Origin of the sequence: Olleya namhaensis, from assembly GCF_900114005.1 — a bacterium.
Classification (GTDB): domain Bacteria; phylum Bacteroidota; class Bacteroidia; order Flavobacteriales; family Flavobacteriaceae; genus Olleya; species Olleya namhaensis.
The window spans coordinates 76,516-102,949 of sequence record NZ_FORM01000004.1; the positions used below are offsets into that span (position 1 = coordinate 76,516).

At 33.7% G+C, this 26,434-nt stretch carries 20 protein-coding genes; all 20 read right to left on the minus strand.

Annotation, left to right across the window (positions count from 1 at the left end):
- Positions 1 to 137: 137 nt before the first annotated feature.
- The 20 genes from BMZ09_RS07550 to BMZ09_RS07650 all read right to left on the minus strand — a co-directional run bounded on the left by BMZ09_RS07550 (position 138) and on the right by BMZ09_RS07650 (position 26,331).
- Positions 138 to 1,325: an aspartate aminotransferase family protein gene (locus BMZ09_RS07550; RefSeq protein ID WP_090839108.1), complete on the minus strand. Its 1,188-nt coding sequence runs from the start codon at positions 1,323 to 1,325 to the stop codon at positions 138 to 140.
- Positions 1,326 to 1,328: 3 nt separating this feature from the next.
- Positions 1,329 to 3,137, minus strand: coding sequence for an OstA-like protein (locus BMZ09_RS07555; protein ID WP_245741111.1), 1,809 nt, complete (start codon positions 3,135 to 3,137; stop codon positions 1,329 to 1,331).
- A gap of 127 nt (positions 3,138 to 3,264) precedes the next feature.
- The gene (locus BMZ09_RS07560) at positions 3,265 to 4,536 is read right to left on the minus strand and encodes an adenylosuccinate synthase (protein WP_090839112.1); all 1,272 of its coding nucleotides are present in this window, start codon (positions 4,534 to 4,536) and stop codon (positions 3,265 to 3,267) included.
- Positions 4,537 to 4,538: 2 nt separating this feature from the next.
- Entirely contained in the window at positions 4,539 to 5,006 is a 468-nt protein-coding gene (locus BMZ09_RS07565; RefSeq protein ID WP_090839114.1) for a Fur family transcriptional regulator, read from the minus strand.
- Between the two features lie 95 nt (positions 5,007 to 5,101).
- On the minus strand, positions 5,102 to 7,321 hold the full coding sequence (locus BMZ09_RS07570) for a RelA/SpoT family protein (RefSeq protein ID WP_090839116.1): 2,220 nt from the start codon (positions 7,319 to 7,321) through the stop codon (positions 5,102 to 5,104).
- Positions 7,322 to 7,457: 136 nt separating this feature from the next.
- Positions 7,458 to 8,441, minus strand: a complete 984-nt coding sequence (locus tag BMZ09_RS07575; RefSeq protein WP_090839118.1) for a peptidase associated/transthyretin-like domain-containing protein — start codon at positions 8,439 to 8,441, stop codon at positions 7,458 to 7,460.
- Positions 8,442 to 9,227: 786 nt separating this feature from the next.
- On the minus strand, positions 9,228 to 11,021 hold the full coding sequence (locus BMZ09_RS07580; protein ID WP_090839121.1) for a DUF885 domain-containing protein: 1,794 nt from the start codon (positions 11,019 to 11,021) through the stop codon (positions 9,228 to 9,230).
- Between the two features lies 1 nt (position 11,022).
- The gene (locus BMZ09_RS07585; RefSeq protein ID WP_090839122.1) at positions 11,023 to 12,042 is read right to left on the minus strand and encodes a hypothetical protein; all 1,020 of its coding nucleotides are present in this window, start codon (positions 12,040 to 12,042) and stop codon (positions 11,023 to 11,025) included.
- Positions 12,043 to 12,095: 53 nt separating this feature from the next.
- On the minus strand, positions 12,096 to 13,337 hold the full coding sequence (locus BMZ09_RS07590) for a DEAD/DEAH box helicase (protein WP_090839124.1): 1,242 nt from the start codon (positions 13,335 to 13,337) through the stop codon (positions 12,096 to 12,098).
- Positions 13,338 to 13,415: 78 nt separating this feature from the next.
- Positions 13,416 to 14,420 (minus strand): transglutaminase domain-containing protein, encoded by a 1,005-nt coding sequence (locus BMZ09_RS07595; RefSeq protein WP_090839126.1) that lies wholly within the window; start codon positions 14,418 to 14,420, stop codon positions 13,416 to 13,418.
- Between the two features lie 10 nt (positions 14,421 to 14,430).
- Positions 14,431 to 15,093 carry a carboxypeptidase-like regulatory domain-containing protein gene (locus tag BMZ09_RS07600; RefSeq protein WP_090839128.1) on the minus strand — a complete coding sequence of 221 codons (663 nt, stop codon included), beginning with the start codon at positions 15,091 to 15,093 and terminating at the stop codon, positions 14,431 to 14,433.
- A gap of 150 nt (positions 15,094 to 15,243) precedes the next feature.
- A complete protein-coding gene (locus tag BMZ09_RS07605) occupies positions 15,244 to 17,502 on the minus strand; it encodes an FUSC family protein (RefSeq protein ID WP_090839130.1) in 2,259 nt (752 codons plus the stop codon).
- A 51-nt stretch (positions 17,503 to 17,553) separates the two neighbouring features.
- The gene (locus BMZ09_RS16335) at positions 17,554 to 19,878 is read right to left on the minus strand and encodes a B12-binding domain-containing radical SAM protein (RefSeq protein WP_245741113.1); all 2,325 of its coding nucleotides are present in this window, start codon (positions 19,876 to 19,878) and stop codon (positions 17,554 to 17,556) included.
- Between the two features lie 66 nt (positions 19,879 to 19,944).
- Positions 19,945 to 20,583 (minus strand): MOSC domain-containing protein, encoded by a 639-nt coding sequence (locus BMZ09_RS07620; protein ID WP_090839132.1) that lies wholly within the window; start codon positions 20,581 to 20,583, stop codon positions 19,945 to 19,947.
- Between the two features lie 9 nt (positions 20,584 to 20,592).
- Positions 20,593 to 21,918, minus strand: a complete 1,326-nt coding sequence (locus BMZ09_RS07625; RefSeq protein WP_090839134.1) for a hypothetical protein — start codon at positions 21,916 to 21,918, stop codon at positions 20,593 to 20,595.
- Positions 21,919 to 21,966: 48 nt separating this feature from the next.
- Positions 21,967 to 22,914, minus strand: a complete 948-nt coding sequence (locus BMZ09_RS07630) for a tRNA dihydrouridine synthase (RefSeq protein WP_090839136.1) — start codon at positions 22,912 to 22,914, stop codon at positions 21,967 to 21,969.
- A gap of 52 nt (positions 22,915 to 22,966) precedes the next feature.
- Positions 22,967 to 23,578, minus strand: coding sequence for a YkgJ family cysteine cluster protein (locus BMZ09_RS07635; RefSeq protein WP_090839138.1), 612 nt, complete (start codon positions 23,576 to 23,578; stop codon positions 22,967 to 22,969).
- A 174-nt stretch (positions 23,579 to 23,752) separates the two neighbouring features.
- Positions 23,753 to 24,097 (minus strand): ribosomal protein L7/L12, encoded by a 345-nt coding sequence (locus tag BMZ09_RS07640; RefSeq protein WP_090839141.1) that lies wholly within the window; start codon positions 24,095 to 24,097, stop codon positions 23,753 to 23,755.
- Between the two features lie 2 nt (positions 24,098 to 24,099).
- Entirely contained in the window at positions 24,100 to 25,932 is a 1,833-nt protein-coding gene (locus BMZ09_RS07645) for a Xaa-Pro dipeptidyl-peptidase (protein WP_090839142.1), read from the minus strand.
- A gap of 189 nt (positions 25,933 to 26,121) precedes the next feature.
- Positions 26,122 to 26,331 carry a helix-turn-helix domain-containing protein gene (locus BMZ09_RS07650; RefSeq protein ID WP_245741114.1) on the minus strand — a complete coding sequence of 70 codons (210 nt, stop codon included), beginning with the start codon at positions 26,329 to 26,331 and terminating at the stop codon, positions 26,122 to 26,124.
- Positions 26,332 to 26,434 lie beyond the last annotated feature (103 nt).

Here is a 26,434-nt window from a genome sequence, read left to right on the forward strand (position 1 = left end):
CTGTTTAGGTGTTTCTAGTGTATTAAATGTAATGTTCTATTAGCCTCATAATATCAAAAACTGTTTTTGTTTTTAACAAAGTAATCAACAATTACAAGGTTTTAAGCGTTTTTGGGTGATTTGTAGTGACTTAGACTTTATTTAGTGTCACTTATTTTGTTTAATAAGTCAATAATAATGCCACAACCTTTAATTATTTCTTCGTTACTAATAGTTAGGGGAGGTGTAATTCTAATTGCTTTAGGCTCAAATAACAGCCAAAATAAAATTAACCCTTGATTTTGAGCTTCTAGTATAACTTGATTGGTTACTTCTGCTGATGTGGTTATGGCTGCCAACATTAATCCACGTCCTCTAATCTCTGTTATTAGTGGGTGTTTTAAGTGCTTTTTTATTAATTGTTCTTTTTTTAAGGCTTCTGCCATTAAGTCACTAGTGACAACTTCTTGTAAGGTTGCTAGTGCAGACGCTGCAATTAATGGATTACCTCCAAACGTTGTAATATGACCAAGTTTAGGACTGTCTTGTAAGAGGTCCATATGAGCTTTTGATGCTGTAAATGCACCAATTGGTAAACCGCCACCAAGTCCTTTTCCTGTCACGACTATATCAGGAATGACATTGTAGTTTTGGAAACCAAAAAGTTTACCGGTACGTCCAATACCTGGTTGTATTTCGTCTAAAATTAATAAAGCACCTACAGCTTGGCATTTAGCCTTTAATTTGGCTAAGTAATTTACTTTAGGTTCTATAAATCCTGCGCCTCCTTGTATCGTTTCTACTATTACAGCTGCGGTTTTTGAAGTAATATGTTTAAAATGTGGTTCGTAATTAAAAGTAATATGACTAATGTCGGGCAGTAAAGGTCTAAATGGCGCTTTTCGTTCTTCAAAATCCATTAAACTTAAAGAACCCATAGTGTTTCCATGGTACGCATTATGTGCTGCTATAATTTGGCTACGTCCCGTAACACGACGTGCTAATTTTAAGGCACCTTCAATTGCTTCTGTTCCAGAATTTACTAAGTAAGTAGACTCTAAAGGATCGGGTAGGTGCGTGGCTATAAATTTGCAAAGTTCTACAGCTGGTTGTTGGGCATACTCGCCATAAACCATAACGTGTAAATATTTGTCAGCTTGGTTTTTTATGGCATTTACCACTTTTGGGTGACTGTGACCTAAAGTACAAGCAGACACGCCAGCAACAAAATCTAAATAACATTTGTTATTAGTGTCAAAGATATAGCTGCCTTTAGCGTGAGATATTTCTAAAGCTAATGGGTATGGAGAGGTTTGTGCTTGGTATTTTAAAAACCCTGCTTTCATAAATTATTCTTTTTCCGTTACTGTTGCTTTTGCTGGTTTTGTAACAGCTTTCACATCTTTTTTTAGAAATTTTTTCGGAACAGTTCTAGAGGCTTTTGGTGCTTCTTCTTTTTTGTTAAGTTGTTTTTTGTCAGCTTCCGCATCTGCTTTGTTTATTCTGCCAAGCAATGCTTCTCCAAAAAACTCTTCGTCAGCTTTATAAGGTTCTAAACCTTTGATAACAGGAAGTACAAGTGGCGGATCATCTTTAAATAAATCTTCAACAGATGTTGGACGCTCATCATCGCGCCAATCGAAGCCTCTTAATTTTCTTGCATTTTCGGGTAAATCGTCTTCTGTGTGCGTCTTAGCTTCAGGGTCAAATTCTCTTCTAAACTCCACCACTTCTTTATCTTCAATATAGATGACAATATTTGCGGATTTTGCTTTATCAATCCCTATTAATTCACCGTTATCATTACGTGTGTAATTAATAGATTCGGCATTTTTAAGAATATGGACCTCGTTAATATCATTATTATCATTAAATAATGCAATAAGTCGTTTACCGGAAATCTGATTATAAGCGTTTTCGCTAATGGTATCTTTACTAATTGTAAAGGCATTATTAAAGACGATTAATGAATCTAATTTTTCTGAAACAGGATTTGATTTTAAATGAATGGTGTCTCCAGTCATTTGATTGTCAACATTCCAAAGTATAGGTTTTCTTGCAGCAGAAAAGGCGTCTCCTTTATTAAGCCTAGCTAGGTTAATTAACTGTGTTAAGCCCGTTTTTTGATCCGCATGTATTGAATCTGCTTTGGCGCTAATATCTTTCTTGAATATTTTAGCATTATAATAGCCTCTTGTAATACGGTGTTGCGGTTTTCCTGTAATCATTAACGTGTCCGCATGCATGTAAATACTATCTTTTTCTTGAATGGTAATAGCTAGTGCGCGTTTGGTAATGTAAACCGAATCTTTTGCACGATATACTTCTGCATAGTGGCCTTTAATTAGACTACTATTTACAGTATCAGTTACTGTAATATTATTGCTTGCAGACGCAAAATTACGTTTTCGATCAAAAAAGATACTATCACCTTTAACGACACGATTATCGTAATCTATTCTGGACTTTCTAACAAAATAACCGGTGTCATTTGTAGTGTCATAAAAACCACGTTCGCTATAAATTTTACTACTATCGCCAACTATAGTTGATGGTCCGTACATGTATGCGTGACCATTGTCTGAATAGTAATCTAATGTCTTTGTATTTAGTTCGTATTGTGGGTTGACTAGTTTTACACTGTCTACAAAACGGTATTTTTTTTCGTTCATGTAATAGCGACCAATACGACTTGTAATAGTACCAGAAGAATCTCTAACTACTTTTCCGCCAGATTTATAATAGGATTCTTGACTAGCTCTATTAAAATATAAAGTGTCCGATGTAATAGTAGATTGTGGATCTGTAAGTACCACGTCACCACTAGCAAAAGCTAATTGTGTTTTACCAGAATATTCCACATATTTAGAGGTCAAATTAATGGTGTCCCCTTGTTTCATGTTTACATTACCGTAGGCTTCAATAAAATCTTCCTTTCCATAAAAAATGGCTTTGTCACAAAACATGTCAATACCGTCATGGTAAATATGTACTTGACCTTGATCACTTCTAGTCAAGATGCTGGCTCCTGGAAAGTTTTCTTCATCAATATCACCAAAAGCACCGGAGTCTTTAATCTCGATGTGTTTTTGTTGCGCCATTCCTAATTGCATAACAAATGCAAGGAATAAAAAGTATGTGTATTTATTAAATTTCAAGATGTAATTGTTTGACACAAAAATAACGATTTAATAGACTTGTAATTGTGTATTAGTAATAATTTAAGATGAAAAAACCTGCTATTAAATTGAATAGCAGGTTTGTAATTTAAACTTTGATTTTATATTACATAAAAATAGTTTGTTTTCTGTCTGGTCCAACAGAAACTATTTTAATAGGAATTTCTAATTCTTCCTCTAAGAAACTAATGTAATCATTAAGTTCTTTTGGTAATTGAGACGCTTCACTCATTTCAGTTAAGTCTTCGCTCCAACCTTTAAAGTCTGTATAAATAGGTTCTACATTTTCCGGTTCTATGTTAAACGGTAAATGTGTAATTGTTTCGCCTTTGTATTTATAAGCTGTTGCTACTTTTAAAGTATCAAAACCAGAAAGTACATCACTTTTCATCATCATTAATTGCGTCACACCATTAACGCGACATGTGTATTTTAAGGCTACTAAATCTAACCATCCACAACGTCTTGCACGACCTGTTACAGCTCCAAATTCTTGACCAATTCTAGCCATTTCTTCACCATCCTTATCAAATAATTCTGTTGGGAATGGTCCAGAACCTACACGTGTTGTGTATGCTTTAAAAATACCAAAGACTTCTTTGATTTGGTTAGGTGCAATACCTAAACCAGTACATGCTCCAGCTGCAGTTGTATTACTTGATGTTACAAATGGATACGTACCAAAGTCAATATCTAAAAGCGATCCTTGAGCACCTTCAGCTAAAATGGTTTTACCCTCTCTAAGTGATTGGTGTAAATACGCTTCACTATCAATAAATTGTAATTCCTTAAGTTTTTCAATAGATTCAAAAAACTCTACTTCCATTTCTTCTAGATCGTATTGTACGTCTACATTATAGAAAGCAATCATTGCTTCGTGCTTGTTAGCTAAAGCTCTGTATTTTTCTTTCCAGCTATCCATTTCTAGATCACCAACTCTAATTCCATTTCTACCAGTTTTGTCCATGTAAGTTGGACCAATACCTTTTAAAGTAGAACCAATTTTGGCTTTTCCTTTAGAGGCTTCACTAGCTGCATCTAATAAACGATGCGTTGGTAAGATTAAATGTGCTTTTCTTGAAACAATTAGCTTTGCTTTATAATCAATATCAAATTGGTCTAAACCTTCTAATTCTTTAATAAAAACGACTGGATCGACAACTACACCGTTTCCAATAACATTCATTGCGTCTTTATGAAAAATTCCTGAAGGTATAGTACGCAGTACGTGTTTTATTCCGTCAAATTTCAATGTGTGTCCTGCATTTGGACCACCTTGAAAACGTGCTATAATGTTGTATTTAGAGGTTAATACATCGACAATTTTTCCTTTGCCTTCATCTCCCCATTGTAAACCAAGTAGTAAATCTACTGCCATTTTTAGTTAGTTGTATTGTTATTATTTTTTTTTCGATTTCCGTAAAAGTATAATGAGTGTTTAGAGATTTCGATATCAAAGACTTCTTCAATTGTTTTTTTAATTGCCTGAATTCTTGGATCACAAAATTCTATAACCTCTCCTGTGTCTTGAAGTATAACATGGTCATGTTGTTTATCAAAATACGATTTTTCGTAGTGTGCTTGGTTTTTACCAAATTGGTGTTTTCTAACCAAACCGCAATCTAAGAGTAGCTCTATAGTGTTATATAACGTCGCACGACTAACACGATACTTTTTGTTCTTCATATTATCATACAAAGACTCTATATCAAAATGTTCTGTGTTTGAATAGATTTCTTGAAGTATAGCGTAACGTTCTGGCGTTTTCCTATGACCATTGTCTTCTAAAAAAGAAGTGAAGACGTTTTTTACAATCTCTTGATTTTTTATATCTGTTTTTCCGCTCATAAATACCCAACAAATTTACATCTTTTTTTGAGGTTGTACTCATAAAAAGTATAATTTGACAAATGTGTTATTAGACACTTATTAACAACTTAGCGTTAAACGCGAATAACTTTGTCAATACCATTAATTTTTTTAAGGTTATCTGTTAACTTTTTAAGCATGGATTTATTGTGAACTTTGACATTTATCTTGCCTTTAAAAACACCATCATCACTCTGAAAGCTTATACTATTCATGTTAACATGCATGTTTGAGGATATTACTTTAGTAATTTCATTTACTAATCCTAAGTTGTCAATACCTGATAATATGATTTGTGCAGCAAACTCTTGTTGAGAAGAGTCTATCCAACGTGCTTGAATAATACGATACGCGTAATTAGATTGTAAACTAAGCGCATTTGGACAGTTTTTTTTATGCACTTTAATACCATCATTTATTGTAATAAAACCAAAAACAGAGTCGCCAGGGATTGGATTACAACAATTGGCTAATTTATAATCTAACTTTTCTTCCTCTTTACCAAAGACTAATAAATCATACTTATTAGTAATTTCTTCTTTATGTATATCGTCTGGATTGGTACCCGGTTTTCTGTTAATTTTACTTTTTAGAAAGCTGACTAAAGCATTACTTCTAGACGCAGCATATTCCTTAAGCATAGTGTTATCAATACTTCCAGTACCAATACGGTAAAATAAGTCTAAACTAGTTTTTAAATTAAAATGGCTAACCATTTCGTTAACAGACTTTTCGTTTAGGGTAATTTTAAGTTGTTTTAATTTTCGTCTTAAAATTTCTTTACCATCTTCGGCAATTATTTTAGTGTCTTCTTTTAATAACGACTTTATTTTTCCTCTAGCTCTAGCAGTAGTCGCGTAGTCTAACCAGTTTGGGTTAGGTTTTGCACTTTCTGAAGTAATAATGTCTACTTGATCGCCACTATTTAAAACGTGACTTAATGGTACTAATTTTCCGTTTACTTTAGCACCTCTAGTTTTTTTACCAACTTCAGTGTGTATACTAAAAGCAAAATCTAAAGGCGTAGCTCCTTTTGGCAACGACTTTAATTCCCCTTTAGGGGTAAAAACAAAAATTTCTTTAGAATATAAATTCAGTTTAAACTGCTCTACAAAATCTACAGCATTAGTAGAGGCGTGCTCTAACGCTTCCTGTAGACGGTTAATCCACATGTCTAGATTATCCTCTTTGTCATCAGCATTTTTGTATTTGTAATGTGCAGCGTATCCTTTTTCTGCAATTTCGTTCATGCGCTCACTACGGACTTGTACTTCTACCCAGCGTCCTTTGGGTCCCATTACGGTAATGTGAAGTGCTTCGTAACCTGTTGTTTTTGGTGACGATATCCAGTCACGTAATCGGGTAGGATTGGGTCTAAAATGATCGGTAACTATGGAGTATATTTTCCAAGCCAAAAACTTCTCGTTGTCTCTGTCACTTTTGTATATAATCCTTACCGCAAACTTGTCGTAAACCTCGTCAAAAGTTACGCCTTGTTTGTCCATTTTTCTTTTAATAGAGAAAATGGATTTTGGACGTCCTTTGATGGTGTAGTTTAAGCCTTCTTTATCTAATGATTTTTTAATAACATCATTAAACTCTTCAATATAAGCGTCTTGCTGTTCTTTGCTTTCTTTTATATTGTGTAAAATATCATTGTAAATCTCAGGTTCTGTATATTTTAAACCTAAGTCTTCTAATTCTGTTTTGATATTATATAACCCAATTCTATGTGCTAAAGGCGCATAAATATATAAGGTTTCTGATGCTATTTTTTCTTGCTTGTCTGGACGCATACTGTCCATAGTTTGCATGTTGTGCAAACGGTCTGCTATTTTTATAATAATAACTCTGACGTCATCATTTAAAGTTAATAGCATTTTTCTGAAGTTCTCAGCTTGTAAAGACACATCCATGTCTTTCTCTTTGCTTAAAGATGATATTTTTGTTAGTCCATCAACAATTTTGGCAACAGTTTCTCCAAATAAATCTTCGATGTCTTTGACAGAATAATTTTCGTTATCCTCTACAACATCATGTAAAAGGGCGGCAGCAATAGACGTTGCATCTAAACCAATTTGTTCTGCTACAATTTTGGCAACAGCAATGGGATGAAAAATATAAGCTTCGCCACTTTTTCTGCGTTGATGGCTATGGGCCTCAACAGCAACATCAAAAGCTTTTCTGATTAGTTTTTTGTCATCCGTAGATAAGGTGCGATAACTAACTTTTAAAAGCTGTTTATACGCATTTGCAATGTCTGCATTTTCTTTTTCAATATCAATTTCTGTCATAGACTGTTCTCCTTCATTTAAAATAGAATGAATACTAAAAATACTATAAAATTATGAATAGACCACATCCTTTACTCTAATTTTAATTGAAACTGAATAAGGTGCTTTTTTATTCGTTAAAACGAAATTATAAGACTTATTGGTCTTTATAAACTTCCATTTTTAAGCCCATTCCATAATTGTTTAAACCTGCGTTTAATAGGTTAGAATTATTTACATTTTTCTTATCAAAAAGAATCCACTGTCCATTGTTATGAAACACACGTTTTATAAATGTTGTTTTGGCGGCAATTTGGTCTGTAAAAGGTAATAAAGGTCTAAACGTGGTGGATACTTTAACAATACCACGTCGTGTTTTTACTTCTTTATATTTTTTATTGGGTAGTAACTTTCCGTTTTTATCTGTAAAACCAAGGACTTGGATGGATACGTAAATACCGTCTTTTGGCACAAAAATGTCAAATCCAGAAACATCAAATTCAAATATAGGTTTGGTGTCTTCTGTGGCAATAAAAATTACTTTTTCATAGGTTAAAACCTCTCCAGGTAATCCCTTGTCGTTTTTATAGAATTGTACTCTAAATAAGGTCGAAAAGGGACGTTTGGCTTGTTTGTTTTTACCACGTTTGTCCCAATCTTTAGTTTCCGTTTTTATAGGAAGCAGTATTTTTGTTAAGTGCTTTGGCTTGGTGTCGTTATTTGGAAAAAATACCGCAATTTCACTCTCTATTGTTGGCAACCAACATTTGTAATAATCGTTATGATCTGTAGGTTTTAACGTTACTTCTTTAAACTTTCCGGTAGGTCTAGCGGTAACTATAACTTCGTCTAGTAAGTCTGCTTTAGATTCTAAAAATAGCGTGTCTTTTAATGTCGCTGTTGCTAACTTTAAATCTTTGTAGCCTAAGGCCGAAATAAATAGGGAGTCAATATCTGAATATAGTTTTTTTGTAAAATGAAATTTACCCTCGTCATCTGCAAACAAACCGTTTCCGTTTCCAAATGAAATAGTAGCAAAAGAGACCGGTTGGTTAGTTGTAGATAGTAGTGTTTTGTTTTGTGCTTGGCTTAAAGCCGAAATAAAAACAAGACAAATTAGAAGTAGGTGTTTTTTTGACATGGTCTAATTTAAAGATTATACTTAAATGATTCAATAATTATTCCAATAATTTGGAAATTAAAAAGCCTTCTAGAAATAGAAGGCTTTTTTAATTTATTTGAGTATTGTATTATTAGTTTCTTGTGAGAACCTGAAACCAATTCAGGTTGACGACTTGTATATCTTAATTTTATTAATGAACGTCATTCCGAATTTATTTGGGAATCCCATTATTTTTGGGTGTTGTTTTTTATGTGAGAACCTGAAACGAGTTCAGGTTGACGACAGTAGTCTTATAATTTAAAGTTTATCATGAGAACCTAAAACCAATTCAGGTTGACGACTTGTATATCTTAATTTTATTAATGAACGTCATTCCGAATTTATTTCGGAATCTCATTATCTTGGATTGTTGAGTTTTAAGTGAGAACCTGAAACGAGTTCAGGTTGACGGGTGCGGTCTTATAATTCAAAGTTTATCATGAAAAGCTGAAATCAATTCAGGTTGACGACTTGTATATCTTAATTTTATTAATGAACGTCATTCCGAATTTATTTCGGAATCTCATTATCTTGGATTGTTGAGTTTTAAGTGAGAACCTTAAACGAGTTCAGTTTGACGACTGTAGTCTTATAATTCAAAGTTTATCATGAAAAGTTGAAACCAATTCAGGTTGACGACTTGTATATCTTAATTTTATTAATGAACGTCATTCTGAATTTATTTCGGAATCTCATTATCTTGGATTGTTGTTTTTTATGTGAGAACCTGAAACGAGTTCAGGTTGACGGGTGCGGTCTTATATTTTATTTAGACGCTTCAATCCATTGGTCAATTTTAGTTTCTAGTAGTGCTAATGGTACACAACCTGGTTCTAATACTTGATTATGAAACTGTGCAATATCAAAACGATCACCTAAGGCTTTTTCTGCTTTAGCACGCAATTCCATGATTTTTAATTGCCCAATCTTATACGATAATGCTTGTCCTGGATTTGCCATATAACGTTCGATTTCCGAAATGATACTAGCTTCACTTTCTGCTTCATGGTCTAATGAGTATTTGATAGCTTGTTCTCTTGTCCAACCTTTAGTATGCATTCCTGTATCCACAACTAAACGGATCGCACGGTGCATTTCCATACCTAACATTCCAAAATATTGGTATGGATCCGTATATAATCCTAGCTCTTTCCCTAGAGACTCGCAGTATAACGCCCAACCTTCTCCATAAGCACTATACCAAAGGGTTTTTCTGAATTTTGGTAACTCGGTATCTTCTTGTTGTAAGGATATTTGATAATGGTGTCCCGGAATAGCTTCGTGTAAAAATAAGGCTTCGTCACTAAAGACGTTATATTTTGTAGCATCAGGAATTGGTGTGTAAAAAATACCAGGTCGTGTGCCGTCTAAAGACCCTGGGTTATATTCTGCACTAGCAGACGCTTCTCTGAATTTTTCAGTTTGTCTTACTTCAAAAGCTGTTTTAGGTTTAACATCAAAGAGCTTGGCAATTTGCGGTTTCATGGTTTCATGTATCGCATTAAAGTTATCGATAATTTGCTTTGGCGTGTTGTATGGCGTTAAGTCTTTGTTGTTTCTAACAAAATCAAAAAACGAAATAATATCTCCTTTATACCCAACTTGTGTCTTTATTTTTTCCATTTCGGCAAGAATACGCTTCACTTCACTTAGACCTAAATTATGTATTTGGTCTGCAGTCATTGTAGTTGTTGTGTATAACTTAATTTGATGCTCGTAATACGCTTTCCCGTTTGGTGTATCGTCAATCCCACTAGTTGTTCTACCAGCTGCCATGTAATCGTCTTTCATAAAATTGTAAAGTGATGTGTAAGCAGGAATAACTTTGTTTGACACCATATTAGCATAAGCTGTTGTCAAACGTGTTTTGTCTTGGTCAGAAAAACTGTCTGGTAAATTTTTAATCGGCGTATAAAATAGGTGATCCTCTAATTTAGTTTCTGCTATTGTTTTTAATTGTGGGACAACCTTAGCGATTAATGCTTTTGGTAAAACGTGTTTGTTGTCAATACCTGCTTTCATTTTAGTTTCAGCAGAAGCTACCCATTCTAAATACTGGTCTACACGTTGCAACCAATTGTCATAATCTTCGACTGTATTAAAAGGTTGAGAACTTGCACCACTTGCCAGAGTACCAACCGTTAGTTGTTTGGTCCACATTTGGTTTATTGGGGTGTAGTTTTCATTAAAATCAAAACGTTCTAAATTAATATCGCAATCCCATATTAAAATGTCACGACTTAATTGTTGTTTGGCGTTAAGTTGTGAGTTGCTATAAGATTCCGCTTTAGCTTTAAAATCCGAATAGTATGCTTTTTCCTTTTTAGAAAAGGCGTCCGTTAGCGTATTTGGTAAGCTATTGTTATAGCGATTATCTCCTGCCGATGTTGCACTTAATGGGTTTAATTTTAAACCTTCTTCATAAAAATCGTTTAGCATTGTACTAAAAGCTTCGTTTTTTACTAAATTTTCAGTAGGTGTGTTGTCTTCTGTAGTTTTATCGTTTTTACATGCTGTAAATAATGTAATAACTAAAAGTAGGGTGAAGTAATGTTTCATTTTATTTATGGATTAAATTTTCAATGGTATCTAAAAAATCAACTTTATTATCGATATATAAAGCAATCGCTTTAAATTGCTTTTCAGAACCATAAAGACTAATTAATAGCTCAGGTGTTTTAAGTTTGATTAGTATGTTATGAGGTTCTAAATTACCTAGTGGTGATAGTTTTTTTATTTCGGATTGGTTTTCAATCTCTTTGCTGTAATATACTATAGTTTCAATTGTATTTAATTTGATATTTGATTCTGCTAAAATACCATACTTTAAAACTAGTGTATCATCCGTTATCGTAATTGGACGGTAAAGTAAAGATTTTAAAAAACCTAAAATTTGAAAAGCGGAGTATACGCTAAGTATCAAACTAACTAATGCAGCAATCCAGCTCCATTTAGCTAATAGAAAATGAACAGTAAACATTTCAACTCCAATTATAAGAATTAAAGCGCCGAGCAAGATTGGTGTTCCACTAGTTTTATGGTGGGTAAATTGGTTTGGTTTTAGTATTGTTTTATTCCACTTAAATAAACCATAATAAAAAACAGCAATTTCCATTGTCAATAAATTAGCGAGAAATTTAGGTAATAGTTGTTTTGTAGATAGTTTTAATGCATCAAAAAAATCAAGACTGTCTTGCTTTGTTTTTTTGAAGACTTTGATCAGCTTTCTGACTTTAATAATAGCAAAAGTGGCAACTAGAAATTCGACTAATGGAAGAATCCAAGTTTTAATTACGTTTAATAAACCTTGATGTTGATAAGGAATTATATAAGATGCAATGACTATTCCAATAATAAAAATAGGAATAGTCGTAGTTTTTGGAACATTGCTTTTTCTTATTAGTAGAAAATAAATAATTGGAATAATTAGAGCAAAATCTACTGTAATTGCTGATGTTAAAGCTGATGAAGTATTTGAAATTAATACTTTTTTTGCTAAAACAAACAGTCCAAACATTAAAAATAAAGTAGTAGCTATGGCTAAATAAGGTTTTTTTAAACTGAAAATTGTTTGATTCATCCTCTTTAGATTTAGTTCACTTTATTAGTCCGTTTTAAAGGTGTTATGTTACATTAATACCAACGCTTTTTCTTCTTTTTAGACGCTTCACTTTTACGTCCTTTTTTATGCTTACTACCAGATTTAGCAGATTTGTGTATGATTGGTTTTGCTTTTGGATCTAAAGGATAAGGATGGTCGTCCATAACATCTAACTGTAAATGAATCAGTTTTTGAATATCTATTAAATAGCTTTTCTCGTCGGCACTACAAAGTGAGTATGCCATACCTGATTGACCTGCACGAGCCGTACGACCAATTCTGTGGACATACGTTTCTGGTACATTTGGTAAATCAAAGTTAAAAACAGCATCTAAATGATCAATGTCAATACCACGTGCTGCAACATCTGTTGCAATTAAGATATTAATTTCTTTTTTCTTGAAGCGTTTTAAGGCGTCTTGTCTTGCTGTTTGACTTTTATCACCATGGATACTATCCGCTAAATAGCCATTTTTAAGTAAGGTTTTTTCTAATTTATCCACACCATATTTGGTACGTCTAAAAATTATAATGTTTCCTTTTATGGTATTGCGTAGCAGGTGTAATGCTAATTCTATTTTGTCCTTTTTAGGTGTAAAATAAAGTAATTGATTAACATTTTTTGAAGTAGAACTGTTTTGCGCCACTTCAATACGTTGTGGCTCCGTTAAAATGGTACTCGCTAATTGCTCTACTTTATAAGGTATAGTTGCAGAGAATAATAACGTTTGTTTTGTTTTAGGACAAAGACGTTCAATCTTTTTAACATCGTCAATAAAGCCCATGTCAAGCATTAAATCTGCTTCATCTAGTACTAATGTTTGCACATAATCTAGATTAATTTCGTCTTGTTTATGTAAATCTAATAGACGTCCTGGTGTTGCAATTAAAATATCAATACCATTACGTAAAAGTTCTTTTTGTGGCTCTATAGCAGCACCACCAAAAATAACAGCACTTTCTAGTTTTGTGTGTGTTGCGTAAGCTTCAAAGTTTTCTGCAATTTGTATCGCTAATTCTCTAGTTGGACTTACAATTAAAGCTTTAATTTTTTTTCCTTTTTTTGGACCCTCTTGCTTATCATACAATAACTGTAAAATAGGTAATGCAAAAGCTGCGGTTTTTCCTGTACCAGTTTGTGCAGAAACAATCACATCTTTTCCGTTTAGTACTAACGGAATTGTTTTTTCCTGTACTAATGTTGGGTTATCGTATCCTTTTTCCGCAATAGCGCGCAAAATAGGTCTGTTAAGTTGTAAGTCTTTAAATGACATGAATTAGAATTTGCTACAAAGGTAGTTTTTTCCAAGCATTTAATGTGGTTTAATATTTTTAGAATAGCCTTGCTGTTTTTACTCTGTAATTACGCTAATAGTGTATGTGGCAACGATGTCGTTTTTGATTTTTAAATGGACATCATAAACACCACTAGTTTCAAATTTGTAATTAAAGGATACTAATCCATTATCGTTTTTAAGGTTGGTTATTTTATAAGGAATAGTTTTAAAACCAGAATATTTAATTAGTGATATGTCTTTAGTGTCTAAGCTGTTTAAAGATTTAAAACGAATTTCTAAAGTGTCGTCTTTTTTTATGGTTGTGTTTAAGTCACTAGGACCAATCGGAATGATTTTATGTGTAAATGTATCTCCATAAACTATTGGAGAAGCACTATAGTCAGAGGTTATTAACGTGTCGTTTAATAACCATTTTTTATCCAACGGATAATGGTTTTTAGCAAATAGAGTAGGGTCTGTCAAAAAATAACCTAAGTTGTAGTCTTTGATAAATACATCGTTTACAAAATAGCCACTAGACCAAGTCGCATCACATAAATACCACTTGTTATTTAGTTTTACGGCATTCCAAGAGTGATTTGCTAAGTCTAAAGATGCCACATTTGTATTTGTAGAGCGTCCAAAGCCATTAACCATTTTACAGTCTAAATTTGCTAAAAAGCAAAGCTCCTTAATTAGGTAAGCATAACCTGTGCACATGGTTTTTTTATGCTTTAGTAATTTTTTGAATGCTGTTTTTTGATACTCATTATTCCATTTTAAATAGGCTAGACTATCGTTTTTAAAACGTTTACGTTGTTTGCTAACTTTATTATCTTGATTAAGATCACCTTTTATATTAGTACAAACCCAAGTGTAAATTGCTCTAAATTTTTCAGCATCATTATCTAATTTGTAAGTCAAATTATACGCAAGTAATGGTAAGTTTTTTAAACTTGCGTTTGCATTTAGTTTAGCAATATTATCAGCTCTAGTAAAATCGATAGTTTTAAAATCCGAAACTTGCGCAATAGTTAATTTAACTATGAAAAAGAAAATTAGGGTCAGTCTATTTTTCATATAAATAGAATTAGTCTTTTTTAGAAGAATACACTTCTTTAACTGCAACTTTACCCATCAGAATATAAGAATCGTCGTTTAAACTTACATTTAATACCATGTTTGTAGTTGCGTTAGTATTTTGAACAGTTACTTTTTTAGACTTGTAACCCACATAACTAAAGATTAAAACATCACCTCTTTTTACTTTTTGAGGAAACACAAAATTACCATCAAAATCAGATACGCATCCAAAAGCAGTACCTTGTAAAACTACATTTACTGCTGGAAGTGGTAAACCGTTTCCGTCTGTTATATTACCCGTAATGGACAAATTTTGTGTTTGGTTAATCTTGTTATTTGTTGACGTGTTTTTGGTTATTTGGTCTTGTGCTTTTACTGTCGAAAATGAAAATAGAGCGAAACAAGCCAAACCAATAGCACTGATTAAGCTAAACTTGCTTTTTGTAGGTTTTACCGGATACGATTTTAATTGTGTGCTTTTAAATCGACCACAAGTATTTTGAGTGTCTTTTTTATCAAAAAAGGTTTCAATTTGATTAGCATTCATTGTAGTAAAGTCAATCACTTCTTTTGTACAAGAATCACAAAAACCACCTTTTGGAGTTGGTGAAAATTGATTGAAGTTTTCCGAGCAAGGCGTCGTAATGTCTAAGTTGATTTGATTTTGCATGAGCTATAGATTTAAATGTTATTATACATCAAACCTATATAAATAAGGGGTGGATTAAAACCGATAGTGAGTAAACGGTACTTTTGAATGAGTCAGTGCGACGTTTACCTTAGTTTGTTATTTAAAGAATATTGAAACACACTGCAATTACTAACTAAAAACCGACTTATACTTTACTGTCGTTTTAGTTAAATTAGCTGATAATGATTTTAACCACAGTAATTGATTGTTAATTAAATGAGCTTCTTGAAGGTTTAATAATGTATTGTCGTCAATTATTGTTTGCCCGGCTTCAATATCACTGTCCCGCTTTAAAGATAAATTATCATAGCGTTTTTGTAGTTTTTTATGCGCTTGATATATTTTGTTTTCTTCGGAAACAAGAACTGTTTTGGTACTTTCTAATTGCGAAGCAGAATGTAGTAACGTTCCTGTAATCCCTTCGATAATAGTATCAAATTCTTCTGAAGCTGGTGTTGTACTATGATTTAAAATATAACGTCCAATCGAAGCTATTGCAGATAATATGGTGTGGTTTAGTGTGACCATCTCATATATTAAAGCAGATTCTTTTTGTTTAGATTTTGGATCTTGTGTTAACCTTTGGAACGCCGCATTTAGATTACTCATCGCTAAAAAAGCCTCTTTTCTGGATACTTTATAAGCTAATGTGTTTTCTTCCTTGTCGTGGTATAGCTTTTTGGTGGCTTTTAAATAATTACTATTAGAGGTAATTACAGTGGCTAATACCGTGTCTAGGTTTTTGTATTCCCAACTCGGGAACAATAGGTAATTTGCTATTACTGCTATTATGGCCCCAATTACGGTATCAATAACACGATACTGCACTACAGTAAAAGCATCAGGATCTATAAGTGCGTAAACAAATACAATGTGCAAGGTTATAAAAGCAGCACCTACTTTATAGCTTTGTTGTATTAATGAAAAAGCAAAGGTTAACGAGACAATCGCTAAGACTAAATAGACCGTTGTGTTTTTGGTAATTAAAATAATTGTTGTGGCAATTATAGCACCAATTATGGTTCCGATGATTCTGTTTTTAGAACGCGCTTTGGTTAACCCATAATTGGGACGCATGATTACAATTATGGTCAGAATAATCCAATACGCATTTTTTAAATCTAATATACTTCCTAAAAGAAAACCAAACACAATGGCACTTGCTAATCGTAAAGCGTGCCTAAGCATTGGCGATTTTAAACTAAAATGCTGTACTAATATATTTAGTCTGTAATCTTGAGAGGTTAAAAACTGTTTAGATTCTTGTGGTTTTAAAGATGCTTTAGCATTGTTTTTTACTTTAGTTAAAACACGTCTGATAGCTTTTACTTCTTGTAATAATTGCTTCTGATAGTCTTGAAGGTTGCGCATGGTAATTGCACCTTCTCTTGCTTTTGGTAAAGTAACTTCAGTAACGTAATCCTGAATTGCAGTCTCTGTGTCTGCAGCTATTTTATTTATTAATTCAATATCAGGAAGATTGCCTTTTTTTATGAATAATTCAGACAATTTGATAAGTTGATTTCCTAGCTCTTTATTAAGTTTTTTAAAGGTATTTAAATGCTGTTTTTCTAAACCAAATAGGGTGTCAATTTTGGTGTAATCTAAAGTGTTTGCTAAGGCTAACTCAAAAATATCAATTAAGGATATAAAGATTAAAAGTCTTCTCTCATTAGAAAAAGAACGTCCTGAACGTTTTCTACCCTCTAAAAGTAGCTCTCTTAAGGTTTCGTGTTTTTCGCTTATTTGGGTTTGAAGGACTAGTGCTTTTTTAGCATACTTCTCACGCTTATTAGGCTTGGTTAATAGCTTGGCTCTTATTTTTAAATATTCGCCAGTAAGCGATAATGTATCCGATAATAATTGGTCATCGTCTTTTCTTGGAAAAACCCAATTTGATAATAAAGACACTACTAAATACCATAATCCACCAACACCAATTAAGCCGACGTGTAAAATAATAGATTGAAAATCGGGCTTACTAACCGCTAAGCCCAACACAATAGCTAGTAATCCTGAAAATGATATTAAAGAAGCTCTGAAACCATAAGCAGAAATCAAACTAACTGCAAAACTTAAAACAGCAATAGCAATTAGTAGAATAATAAAAACAGGTTTGGTTAACAGGATTATAAACGTTACCAACATGGTTAGTATAATACTAATTAAGATACCGTTTATTTTACGTCTTAAGCTTCCTGGGACATCACTTGGTGCGTTTAAAAATGTCCCTAGTGCAATGGCGGGCGCATAAGCAAACAAGTCTATTAAATTAAAAACAGCTAATGGTAAAACAATAGCAACGGTTAAGACTACACCTCTATAAAAGCCTGAACCTTTAAGAAATAACTCGATGGTTTTTAAATGATTTCTAATCTTATTTCGCATTAAAACAAAGGTAGCTTTTAATGCCTTTCGGCGAAATTAATCTTGTGTTAATTATAACTGCAGTAATCCAAAGTCTTTCAGCTTTTGCATAGGTTTAGAAAACCAGAATAATTCAAAATCGTCTAACTGAGTTTCGAAGTCTTTTTTTAACGCTGAAAAAGAAACACTTTTGCCACTTGTTGGTTTTAGCGTTTCTAGTGTGTCAAGCAACCATTCGCCTTCAGGCTTATTTAATGTCATTTGAAGACGCTCCGTTTTATCATGAAACGTCAGGTCTAACAACTCATTTGTAAATCCTTTTTTAGTTTTTGTACGCTCTGCAACTAATGGTAAGTGTCCTAAATATACAATTTTTGCAGTTGGTTTTGTGGTTAGTGCGGTTTCTGTATTTAGACAGTCATCAATATGAAAAGGTGCAATTGAGGTTTGCGGAATCTCAAAATCAAACCATTCTTGTAAATCCATATCAAAACCAATCCCGTGCATAAAATTGAATAACGATTTTTTTAAACCGAAACTAAATTGGTTGTGATCAATACCCGTGCTATCCGTAAAATCAATATCATTATTGGCAAACGAAATAGATTTATAATTTGGTGTGATGCCATATTCTGTTGGATTTAAACCAATCGGACTATGGGCTGTTAATGCAAATTGATGCCAGAACCCAGATTGAATAATACCTAATTCAAATAACTGTCTGACCATCTCTAAACTATCAACTGTTTCTTGTACCGTTTGTGTCGGGTAACCGTACATTAAATAGGAGTGCACCATAATGTTGGCTTGCGTAAAGTTACGCGTCACTTGCGCGACTTGCTCCACAGTTACACCTTTATCAATTAGTTTTAATAGTCTATCTGATGCCACTTCCAAACCTCCAGAGACTGCAATGCAACCTGAGGCTTTAAGTAGGTAACATAAATCTTGTGTAAAGTTTTTCTCAAATCTGATGTTAGTCCACCATGTAACGGTAAGTTTTCGTTTTATAATTTCTAAGGCTAACGCTTTCATTAATGCAGGCGGTGCCGCTTCATCCACAAAATGAAATCCGTTTTCGCCAGTTTGCGCAATTAATTGCTCCATACGATCCACTAATAGGGCTGCCGCAATGGGTTCGTAAATCTTGATATAATCTAAGGATATGTCGCAAAACGTACATTTTCCCCAATAACAGCCATGTGCCATTGTTAATTTATTCCAACGTCCATCACTCCATAAACTGTGCATTGGATTGGCAATCTCTATAACAGAAATGTAATCCTCTAGCAATAAGTCAGAATAGTCTGGTGTCCCTACTTGTAGTTGTTTGTATTCTGGTCTTGTGGTGTTGTTTTTGTAAACTACTTTTCCATCTTCTAAAAGGAAGGTGCGTTTGTATTGTTTTTCTTTGCTATTGTGATCTTTGGTTATTGTAGTGCTTCGACTGCGCTCAGCATGACTGGTGTTGTTGCTATTTGGGTCATCGTTTTCTAGGGTGTTTTCTAGATTATTTTCTAAATCAGTATCCGCAGTACTTTGATTGTTATCAGGTTGACATACGTTTTGATATAATAACGCAATGGGTAGCTCGCCATCGTCTAGCGTAATAAAGTCAAAGAAATCAAAAACACGTGTGTCTGTTACTTGACGTAATTCGGTATTTGGAAAACCACCACCAATCGCAATTTTAATCTCTGGATAATTCGCTTTTATAAATTGTGCACATCTAAACGCGCTGTATAAATTCCCTGGAAAGGGTACCGAAAAACAGATTAGTTTTGGTTGCACGGTTTTTAAGCGGTCTTCTAAAATAGCCAACGTTAACTGATCAATAAATGTTGGTTTATTTTTTAGACTATCATAAAGCGCGTCAAACGCATTGGCACTTTGTCCTAAACGTTCGGCGTATCTGCTAAATCCAAAATTAGGATCGATACATTCAATAATAAAATCTGATAAATCTTCAAGATATAAGGTAGCTAAATGCTTGGCTTTGTCTTGCATGCCCATTTCTCCAAATGCCCAATCCATATCTTCCAGTTGTTCAAATCTAGAGGCTTGTGGTAGGAAGTTTGTAGTACATATTTGTCGTGCTAAAGTTTGATTTTTACCTTGTAGAAATAATATAATAGCATCTAAAGGTTGTAAATAATCATCTTTTAATGTGTAAATACGTTGCCCATTTTCTGTCGAAATGGAGTCGTTTTCTATTGCTAAATCAAAAAGTTTTTCAAAGGTTTTTTTACTGAATAATTCTAAAATCACCTCAATCCCTAAATCCATCTGAAAGGCAGAAACCCCAATTGTATTTAAAAATCCTTTTAAATAGGCAGTTGCAGGATATGGCGTATTTAACTGGGTAAAAGGTGGCGTTATTAGTAAAAGGTCTTTCAAGAATTTAGCTTTAAAAATAGATTGCAGCAAAGATAAGTTAATGTAGCTTATTGGTTTTGAGTTCTATTAGTTTTTTATAAAAGCCGCTAGTTTTTGACGTTTTTTTAGTGGTATGGCGTCATTGTCTATAATTAAGGCTAATTGTGATTGGTCTTTTTGTTTAGAAAACAATAGGGTAAACAGTTGTGCTGTGGTTAGACTGTTGGTTGCCGCTTGCACCAATAACATGTGGTCTCCGGGTTTTACAAGTCCTTCTTCCAAAACACGCACATAAGTGCCAGGTCGTGCATGCTTGATAAATTGTTTAAGAATGGTCTGTGTACCAAACCGTATACCCAGTTTAAAACAAGGTTCTCTAGGTTGCGTCACTTGGACTAGGGCGGTTCCTATTTTATAAATATCGCCAACCCTAATTTTAGTTTCGTCTAATCCTTTTACGGTTAGGTTTTCGCCAAAAATCCCGTAATTAAAATCTATGTTTGGATATAAGTTTTTCCAATAGTCATAATGGTCTTCCGAAAATAAATAACAGGCTTTAAAAATACCACCATGATGCTTTCTGTCTGAAACCTCGTCACCTTTTACGTCTTCTTTTTCTAAATTAATACCAGTATCAATAGGGTTTTTGTACATGCCCGTGGTTTGCTTTTTTCCATTCCATTCAATGGTTGTTGGTTTGGCAATATTGGTAGATGTTATTTGCATGTTTAAGACTTAGTTTTTATAGTACCAAAAAGGGATGGTTATTATGGTGTCTTGTGTTTGTGTACTGTCTGTTTTTGATAACCTGTAAATACTTAAATCGTGCTTACCGTCTTTTATGTTTTTAAGAGATAATACTGTTTCAAAACCATTTTGATTTTGATTGTGTTTAGTATAGATAAAATCAGGTAGCGTGTAATTTAGGGTGTCAATTTTTAAGCTATAAATACTAGATAAGGTTTTAACGTATTCTAGTTTTAAGCTATCCGATATTTTTTTGATATTTCGATTGTATCCAGTGATGAAATCTGATTTATATCCTCTAATGTCTTCTTCAGGTTTTAGACCTTTGTTAAAGGAAAACACAGCATCTTCAATACTTTCATTATACTCAATAAATATTGGTAAATAAGACGTTGTTATGATTTTTGAAGGAATTGAAGCTTTATCAATAAAAAGATCTTCTTTTTTTATGTTTTCATCGTAATTTAAAAGGTTTGCAGAGAAGCTATTAGAATCCTCTGAAGCTGAGAAATAATTGGAACGATTAAAGCTAAATGCTAAAATAGTTGATAGTAGAAAGTAACTTGGGATGAGGATAAAACTTATTTGTTTTCCAAATTTGTTATCTAAAAAATTATGGACTAGTGGGCGATATAAAAAAGAGAGTGTTAAATAACTGAATAACCAATAAAAAGGAAAGTATATTTTTGCTAACCATTTATTTTTTTTAAAATACCCTAATGTTATAAAATCTAGAAAGGTTAAAATCATCCCTAGAATTGTGAAAATCATTAAAAAGACACCTGTGATAAAAAACATTTTAGGTCTAATATCGTGGTCTTTAATTAAAAAATAACCTATTAAAACAAGTATTCCAGCATACAATAAAAAAGAAATCAGGTAAAACACTAATAAAAAAGAAACTGCAAATAAGACGCTACAATAGTCTTCTAGTTGTGATATATACTTATCAAATGAACCTATTTTTTTACGTAAATAATTGTCAAATTTAGGTCTGTATTTTAATTTTTTGTAATCGATGTCTCCTGAGACATAGCGTAACCCTAAAGCACCAATCCATAACCCACGAAGAACAACGTGAAATAATAAGGTTGTTAACAAAATAAGACTGGCGTAAATAGCTACGCTTAAAGCTATTCTAAAAAAAAGGTCTCCATCATTTTTTGCAATATTATAACTTGTTTCAAGCGGTTTTAACACTTGCGTCAAACCATAAATTGCAAACCCAGAAATAATTAATTCTAACTGCCAACTTTCTTGTTGTAGTTTATCTAGCCAAGCTTTAAAAGCTTTAGATCTATAATTATTTTGCATGGTTTTACTCTGGTTGGTTTCTGTAAATATAGAGTAAATATTGAAAAATTACTTTTCATTACTCAAAATACTAGCTACTGCTTGCTTGTATTTTACAGGATTCCCAGCTTTTTTAATGGCTTTGTATGTTTTTTGAGGATTAGAAAACGACTTCGAGAAAAACTCCCAAAAGCCTAACATTTTCATTTTTATTGGCGTTGGTCCCGATAGATACGCGTCGTACTGTTGGTAAATTGTATCATGAAATTGACTAAAAATCTCCCAACGGTCTTTAGGATATTCTGTGGTATTATTTTTAATCATGCTTGGTAAAAATGGATCTGCAATTAGACCACGACCAATCATAAAATGATCAATACCCGGAAAGCGGGCTTCCATGGACTTAAAAGATGCTACAGACGTGATATCTCCGTTGTAGTACAATTTATGCTTTGTACTTGTAATGCATCGCTCAAACGCCTCTAAATCTACAGGTCCTTTGTACAGTTGTTTTCCTATTCTGGCATGAATTGCAATATTTTTAAGCGGATAATTATCTAGAATAGGGAAGGCGTCTAAAATTTCTTCAGCATTGTCATAACCCATTCTCATTTTCATGGACACGGTTATATCACTTTCGTTATGTGCTTTTTTTAAGACCTCGTCAATTTTTGCAGGATTACAAATCAAACCTGATCCCATACCAGATTTAGTCACCATTGGATATGGACAACCTAAATTCCAGTTTAACTCTTTATACCCTAAACTTTGCACGTATTTAACCACAAACATAAACTCGTCAGGATCATTGGTCATTACTTGCGGAATCACTTCTAAGGTCGTGTTATTTTCTGGTTGTAAATCTAATTGATAGGATTGCTTAATTTTCAGCTTTCCGTTTAGCCTGATGTAAGGTGCGTAAAACGTATCGATACCACCAAAATAATGGTGAAACGCGTTACGGAATCTAAAATCCGTGAAGCCTTGTAAAGGAGAAGACAATAAAGTAATGGACATCTTAAGTATGCGGTAATATTAGTTGCGCAAATATAGTTTCAAAATATTACAATTACGCAATATTTACCAAGCCACTTGGAAAAGGTCTATAGGCATAGTATTGTAATACTTCTTCAATTGCTAATTTTAGCGCCCTGTTTATTGGGACAATAACATTACCCATTGTAAAATCTATCTGCGACAGTTGCATGTAATACTCCGTGAACATCGGGATATATAGCCCATTATTTATGGCTTCTGCAGTATCTTGCAAGGTTTCTTTTTGGTTTTCTTTTATAATTTTGCAAGTCACCATGCGTTTTTGCCCATACTTATCATTAGAAGCTGCATAGCCAAAAAGACGACAAACTAAACCGCGATATTTATAATTACTACATCGCCCTAGTGCGCTGTCTACTAAGTTTAGCGGGCTATAAATATGGCAAATGGAGTGTTTTGATTTTGTGTTTAATGTTTTTAGCGTGGTTTCGGCTTGACCGTTCAAAAAAAGATGAAACGCAAAAGGTAAAAACTCTAAAGGAGAAGCCTCCATGGTTGGGTTGGTACAACACTTACCACAACCTGTTGCACAATGCAAAGTTGTTTTGTTTTGAAAGGTTGAAATTTGGGTGTCTAACGTCTCAAATAACGCTTCCACTAATCGTACTCTTCGCTCTATAGACATTCCTTTTTTTTTGAAGGTACGCTATAAATTTACCGTTTACGTTGTTTATTTTGGTTATAAAAAAACCACTTCTATTTGAAGTGGTTTTTAATGGGGCTATTGCAGACCGTTTAAGTTTTTATTGAAATCAAATAGAAGCTGAGGTTTGCCTGATACCAACAATAGTCTTGCTTTTTATTGATTTAAAAACAGATATAATGCAGCCACAAGACAAATGGCTAAAATAATTAGCACATATTTTTTGACTTGATTGGGTTTGCTGTATAACATCCCATTGCTAGATTGTTTTTTAATGTTTTGAATGTCTTTATCCATATCTGGAACTTCAAAAGCTATTGTATGCGGTTTGCCATCGTAATACTCCGGATTGGCTTTTAAATTGTCTACAATGTCTTTGCTTTCTTTTAAACCTAAGTCTGTTTTTGCCCTCACGTATTTTATGGCAACCAGCTGACTTTCGGAAATTAATTCTAGAATAATCTCCTTGTCTAAAGTAATATTATTAATAACAATGTTCATAATTATTCAATCGCTTTTTTTAGGGCATCTAAACCACCAACAATAGGTAAGGTGATGCTTGTTTTATCTAAATCCACCGTTAATTCAGTCCCCGGTTTTGGATGTATTGTAAACTCTTTATCACTAGAAAAAATAACCAATCCAATTTGTTGTCCTGCTTTAATGATTTGATCATCTGGTTGTAGGTTAAACGTTAGATCGTAAAATTCGCCTTTCTTTAATGGTGCGCTTTCGCGTAATGATTTATGGTTTTGTGGATCTGCCCAACCACGTGTAATAATATTATCTGTAATTACTTTGGCATCATCCGTATACGGTAAAGAGACTAGCATTACGGATAAATTGGCAGCTGGTTTACTACTAGATACGCTAATAGTTATTGTGCTTTCGCCAGAAATATGTAAGTCTTGTTTTAAAGTAGCCGTACTATATAATAAACGGTGGGTACTGTTTGTCGCTTGCGCATGTGCTTTCCCAGAAATGGTAAAATCATCCACTAACATTTCAGTTTTTTGTCTTTTATTAGGCGTTGTTGTTAAGGCACCAACTTGGTTTCCGCCTTTATTTAAATATAACGTCACGTTTTTAGCATCCGGATTTGGGTATGCAGCATAAGCAGTTGGTTGGTCTGGTCTGTCATTTTCTCTAACAATGCGTGCTTGAGGATCGTTTTCTACACCGTTATCAATACCGTGTAAATAGTGAGTAAACCAACGGTTCATCATGGTCATTGGCGGTGGTCCACCATGTCCGTTTTGATGGTAATATATTTGTGTTGGTAAGCCCATTGCTTTGGCTTTTTGATAAATACGGTTACTGTGTTCTGGCATTACATTCCAGTCGTTAAAACCATGTGACATTAACAAGGCAGCTTTCATCCCATCCATTTGGTTGAGGTAATCACGATTGTTCCAGAAGTCGTTTAAATCTCCTGTTTCTCTGTCCATTCCTGCAGCCATTTCTGTGTCTCTAACGGTTTTGTTATTGTATGGTCTTTTTGCCTCGTCACCACTATGTATAAAGTCATAAAGCACATCAATATCCTCTCCTAAATATCCTCCAGGCGAGCGTACTAATCCGTTTGATCTGTAATAATGGTAGGACGATGTGTTTGGTGCAATTGGTATAATGGCTTCTAATCCTTTAACGCCAGTGGTTGCAGCTGCTAATGGTAATGTCCCGTTGTAAGATGTACCTGTCATACCTACTTTTCCTGTGCTCCAAAAGGCTGTTACTTCTTGATCGCCATCTGGTGTTGTGTAACCTTTTGCGTCACCATTTAACCATTGTATAACTGCTTTTGGTGCTAATGCTTCGTTTGGTCCACCAACGGTAGGGCTACCCTGAGATAATCCGGTTCCGGGAGAAGACGAGTGTACAACAATGTAACCGCGTGGTACCCACTTCATGATATGCGAGTTTGATATTATTGGGCGTTTTCCTAAACGGGTTACTTCTGGGTGTGCGCGTTCTTGTGTTGGACGTGCCCCTAACTCGTGCTCCACATCCCACATAATACCAGGTACATCTGGTGCAACACCTGCAAAGTATGGGCTAGTTACGTAAATTACTGGTAGTTTTAAATCTTCGGTATCTGTTTGTGATGGTCTGGTAACGGACACGTGTACACGATCTAAAGTATCGTCTCCATCTGTGTTAAAAGAGGTTTCTACCCAAAGGTCATGTCTAATCCAATCTTTATAATTGCTAAATCCTTCTACAATTTGTGCTTCTCCATTTTCAAAAACGGGAACGGTTTTGTCTTGTGCAACACTTAAGGCTGAAGCCGAAAGTAATAGCGCTAAAACGGATGCTTGTAAGTACTTTTTTATCATAATAACAGCGTGTCTTGTTTGTTGGTTACAAGTTAGTTATTTTTTACGAATAGAAAAGTAGTGGTTTGTTAAGGTAATTGTAAATGTTTTGCGTGGAGTTGAGGTTGTGCTTCGTTGTTTTGTTTTTTTTTATTACGAAAATTTGATTAATGTTTTATTGTAAGTAGCTAGAATTTACTTGTTTTTAACTCAGTTGTTTGTTGGTAAAGTGTTTTGTTTCAATAAGGTACTGTATTTTATTAACCAATAAGAAATAGTTGTTCTAGGAATATCATATTTTTTAGAAGCTTGGTTGTTTGAAATCTGACCATTTAAGATTTGGTCAACGACTAAAAGTTTGGTTTCTAAAGTAGCTTTTTGATAGCTTTTTTTTAGCCAGTGTTCATTTTTTGTTTTCATAAGTGACTGTAATTAATTGCTTAATTTTTAGTCAACCTATTTTAGGAAAATTCATAGGTCCAATATTATCAAATTTTAGTTCCGTAAGATTTTCAGATGTTGT

Excerpts from the sequence above, each read along its gene's own strand:
- BMZ09_RS07550 (WP_090839108.1), bottom strand. The coding sequence starts at position 1,325 with ATGAAAGCAGGGTTTTTAAAATACCAAGCACAAACCTCTCCATACCCA.
- BMZ09_RS07600 (WP_090839128.1), bottom strand. The coding sequence starts at position 15,093 with ATGCAAAATCAAATCAACTTAGACATTACGACGCCTTGCTCGGAAAAC.
- BMZ09_RS07640 (WP_090839141.1), bottom strand. The coding sequence starts at position 24,097 with ATGAACATTGTTATTAATAATATTACTTTAGACAAGGAGATTATTCTA.
- BMZ09_RS07570 (WP_090839116.1), bottom strand. The coding sequence starts at position 7,321 with ATGACAGAAATTGATATTGAAAAAGAAAATGCAGACATTGCAAATGCG.
- BMZ09_RS07625 (WP_090839134.1), bottom strand. The coding sequence starts at position 21,918 with ATGCAAAATAATTATAGATCTAAAGCTTTTAAAGCTTGGCTAGATAAA.
- BMZ09_RS07650 (WP_245741114.1), bottom strand. The coding sequence starts at position 26,331 with ATGAAAACAAAAAATGAACACTGGCTAAAAAAAAGCTATCAAAAAGCT.
- BMZ09_RS07560 (WP_090839112.1), bottom strand. The coding sequence starts at position 4,536 with ATGGCAGTAGATTTACTACTTGGTTTACAATGGGGAGATGAAGGCAAA.
- BMZ09_RS07595 (WP_090839126.1), bottom strand. The coding sequence starts at position 14,420 with ATGAAAAATAGACTGACCCTAATTTTCTTTTTCATAGTTAAATTAACT.
- BMZ09_RS07620 (WP_090839132.1), bottom strand. The coding sequence starts at position 20,583 with ATGCAAATAACATCTACCAATATTGCCAAACCAACAACCATTGAATGG.
- BMZ09_RS07635 (WP_090839138.1), bottom strand. The coding sequence starts at position 23,578 with ATGTCTATAGAGCGAAGAGTACGATTAGTGGAAGCGTTATTTGAGACG.
- BMZ09_RS07590 (WP_090839124.1), bottom strand. The coding sequence starts at position 13,337 with ATGTCATTTAAAGACTTACAACTTAACAGACCTATTTTGCGCGCTATT.
- BMZ09_RS07585 (WP_090839122.1), bottom strand. The coding sequence starts at position 12,042 with ATGAATCAAACAATTTTCAGTTTAAAAAAACCTTATTTAGCCATAGCT.
- BMZ09_RS07630 (WP_090839136.1), bottom strand. The coding sequence starts at position 22,914 with ATGTCCATTACTTTATTGTCTTCTCCTTTACAAGGCTTCACGGATTTT.
- BMZ09_RS07580 (WP_090839121.1), bottom strand. The coding sequence starts at position 11,021 with ATGAAACATTACTTCACCCTACTTTTAGTTATTACATTATTTACAGCA.
- BMZ09_RS07565 (WP_090839114.1), bottom strand. The coding sequence starts at position 5,006 with ATGAGCGGAAAAACAGATATAAAAAATCAAGAGATTGTAAAAAACGTC.
- BMZ09_RS07575 (WP_090839118.1), bottom strand. The coding sequence starts at position 8,441 with ATGTCAAAAAAACACCTACTTCTAATTTGTCTTGTTTTTATTTCGGCT.
- BMZ09_RS07605 (WP_090839130.1), bottom strand. The coding sequence starts at position 17,502 with ATGCGAAATAAGATTAGAAATCATTTAAAAACCATCGAGTTATTTCTT.
- BMZ09_RS07645 (WP_090839142.1), bottom strand. The coding sequence starts at position 25,932 with ATGATAAAAAAGTACTTACAAGCATCCGTTTTAGCGCTATTACTTTCG.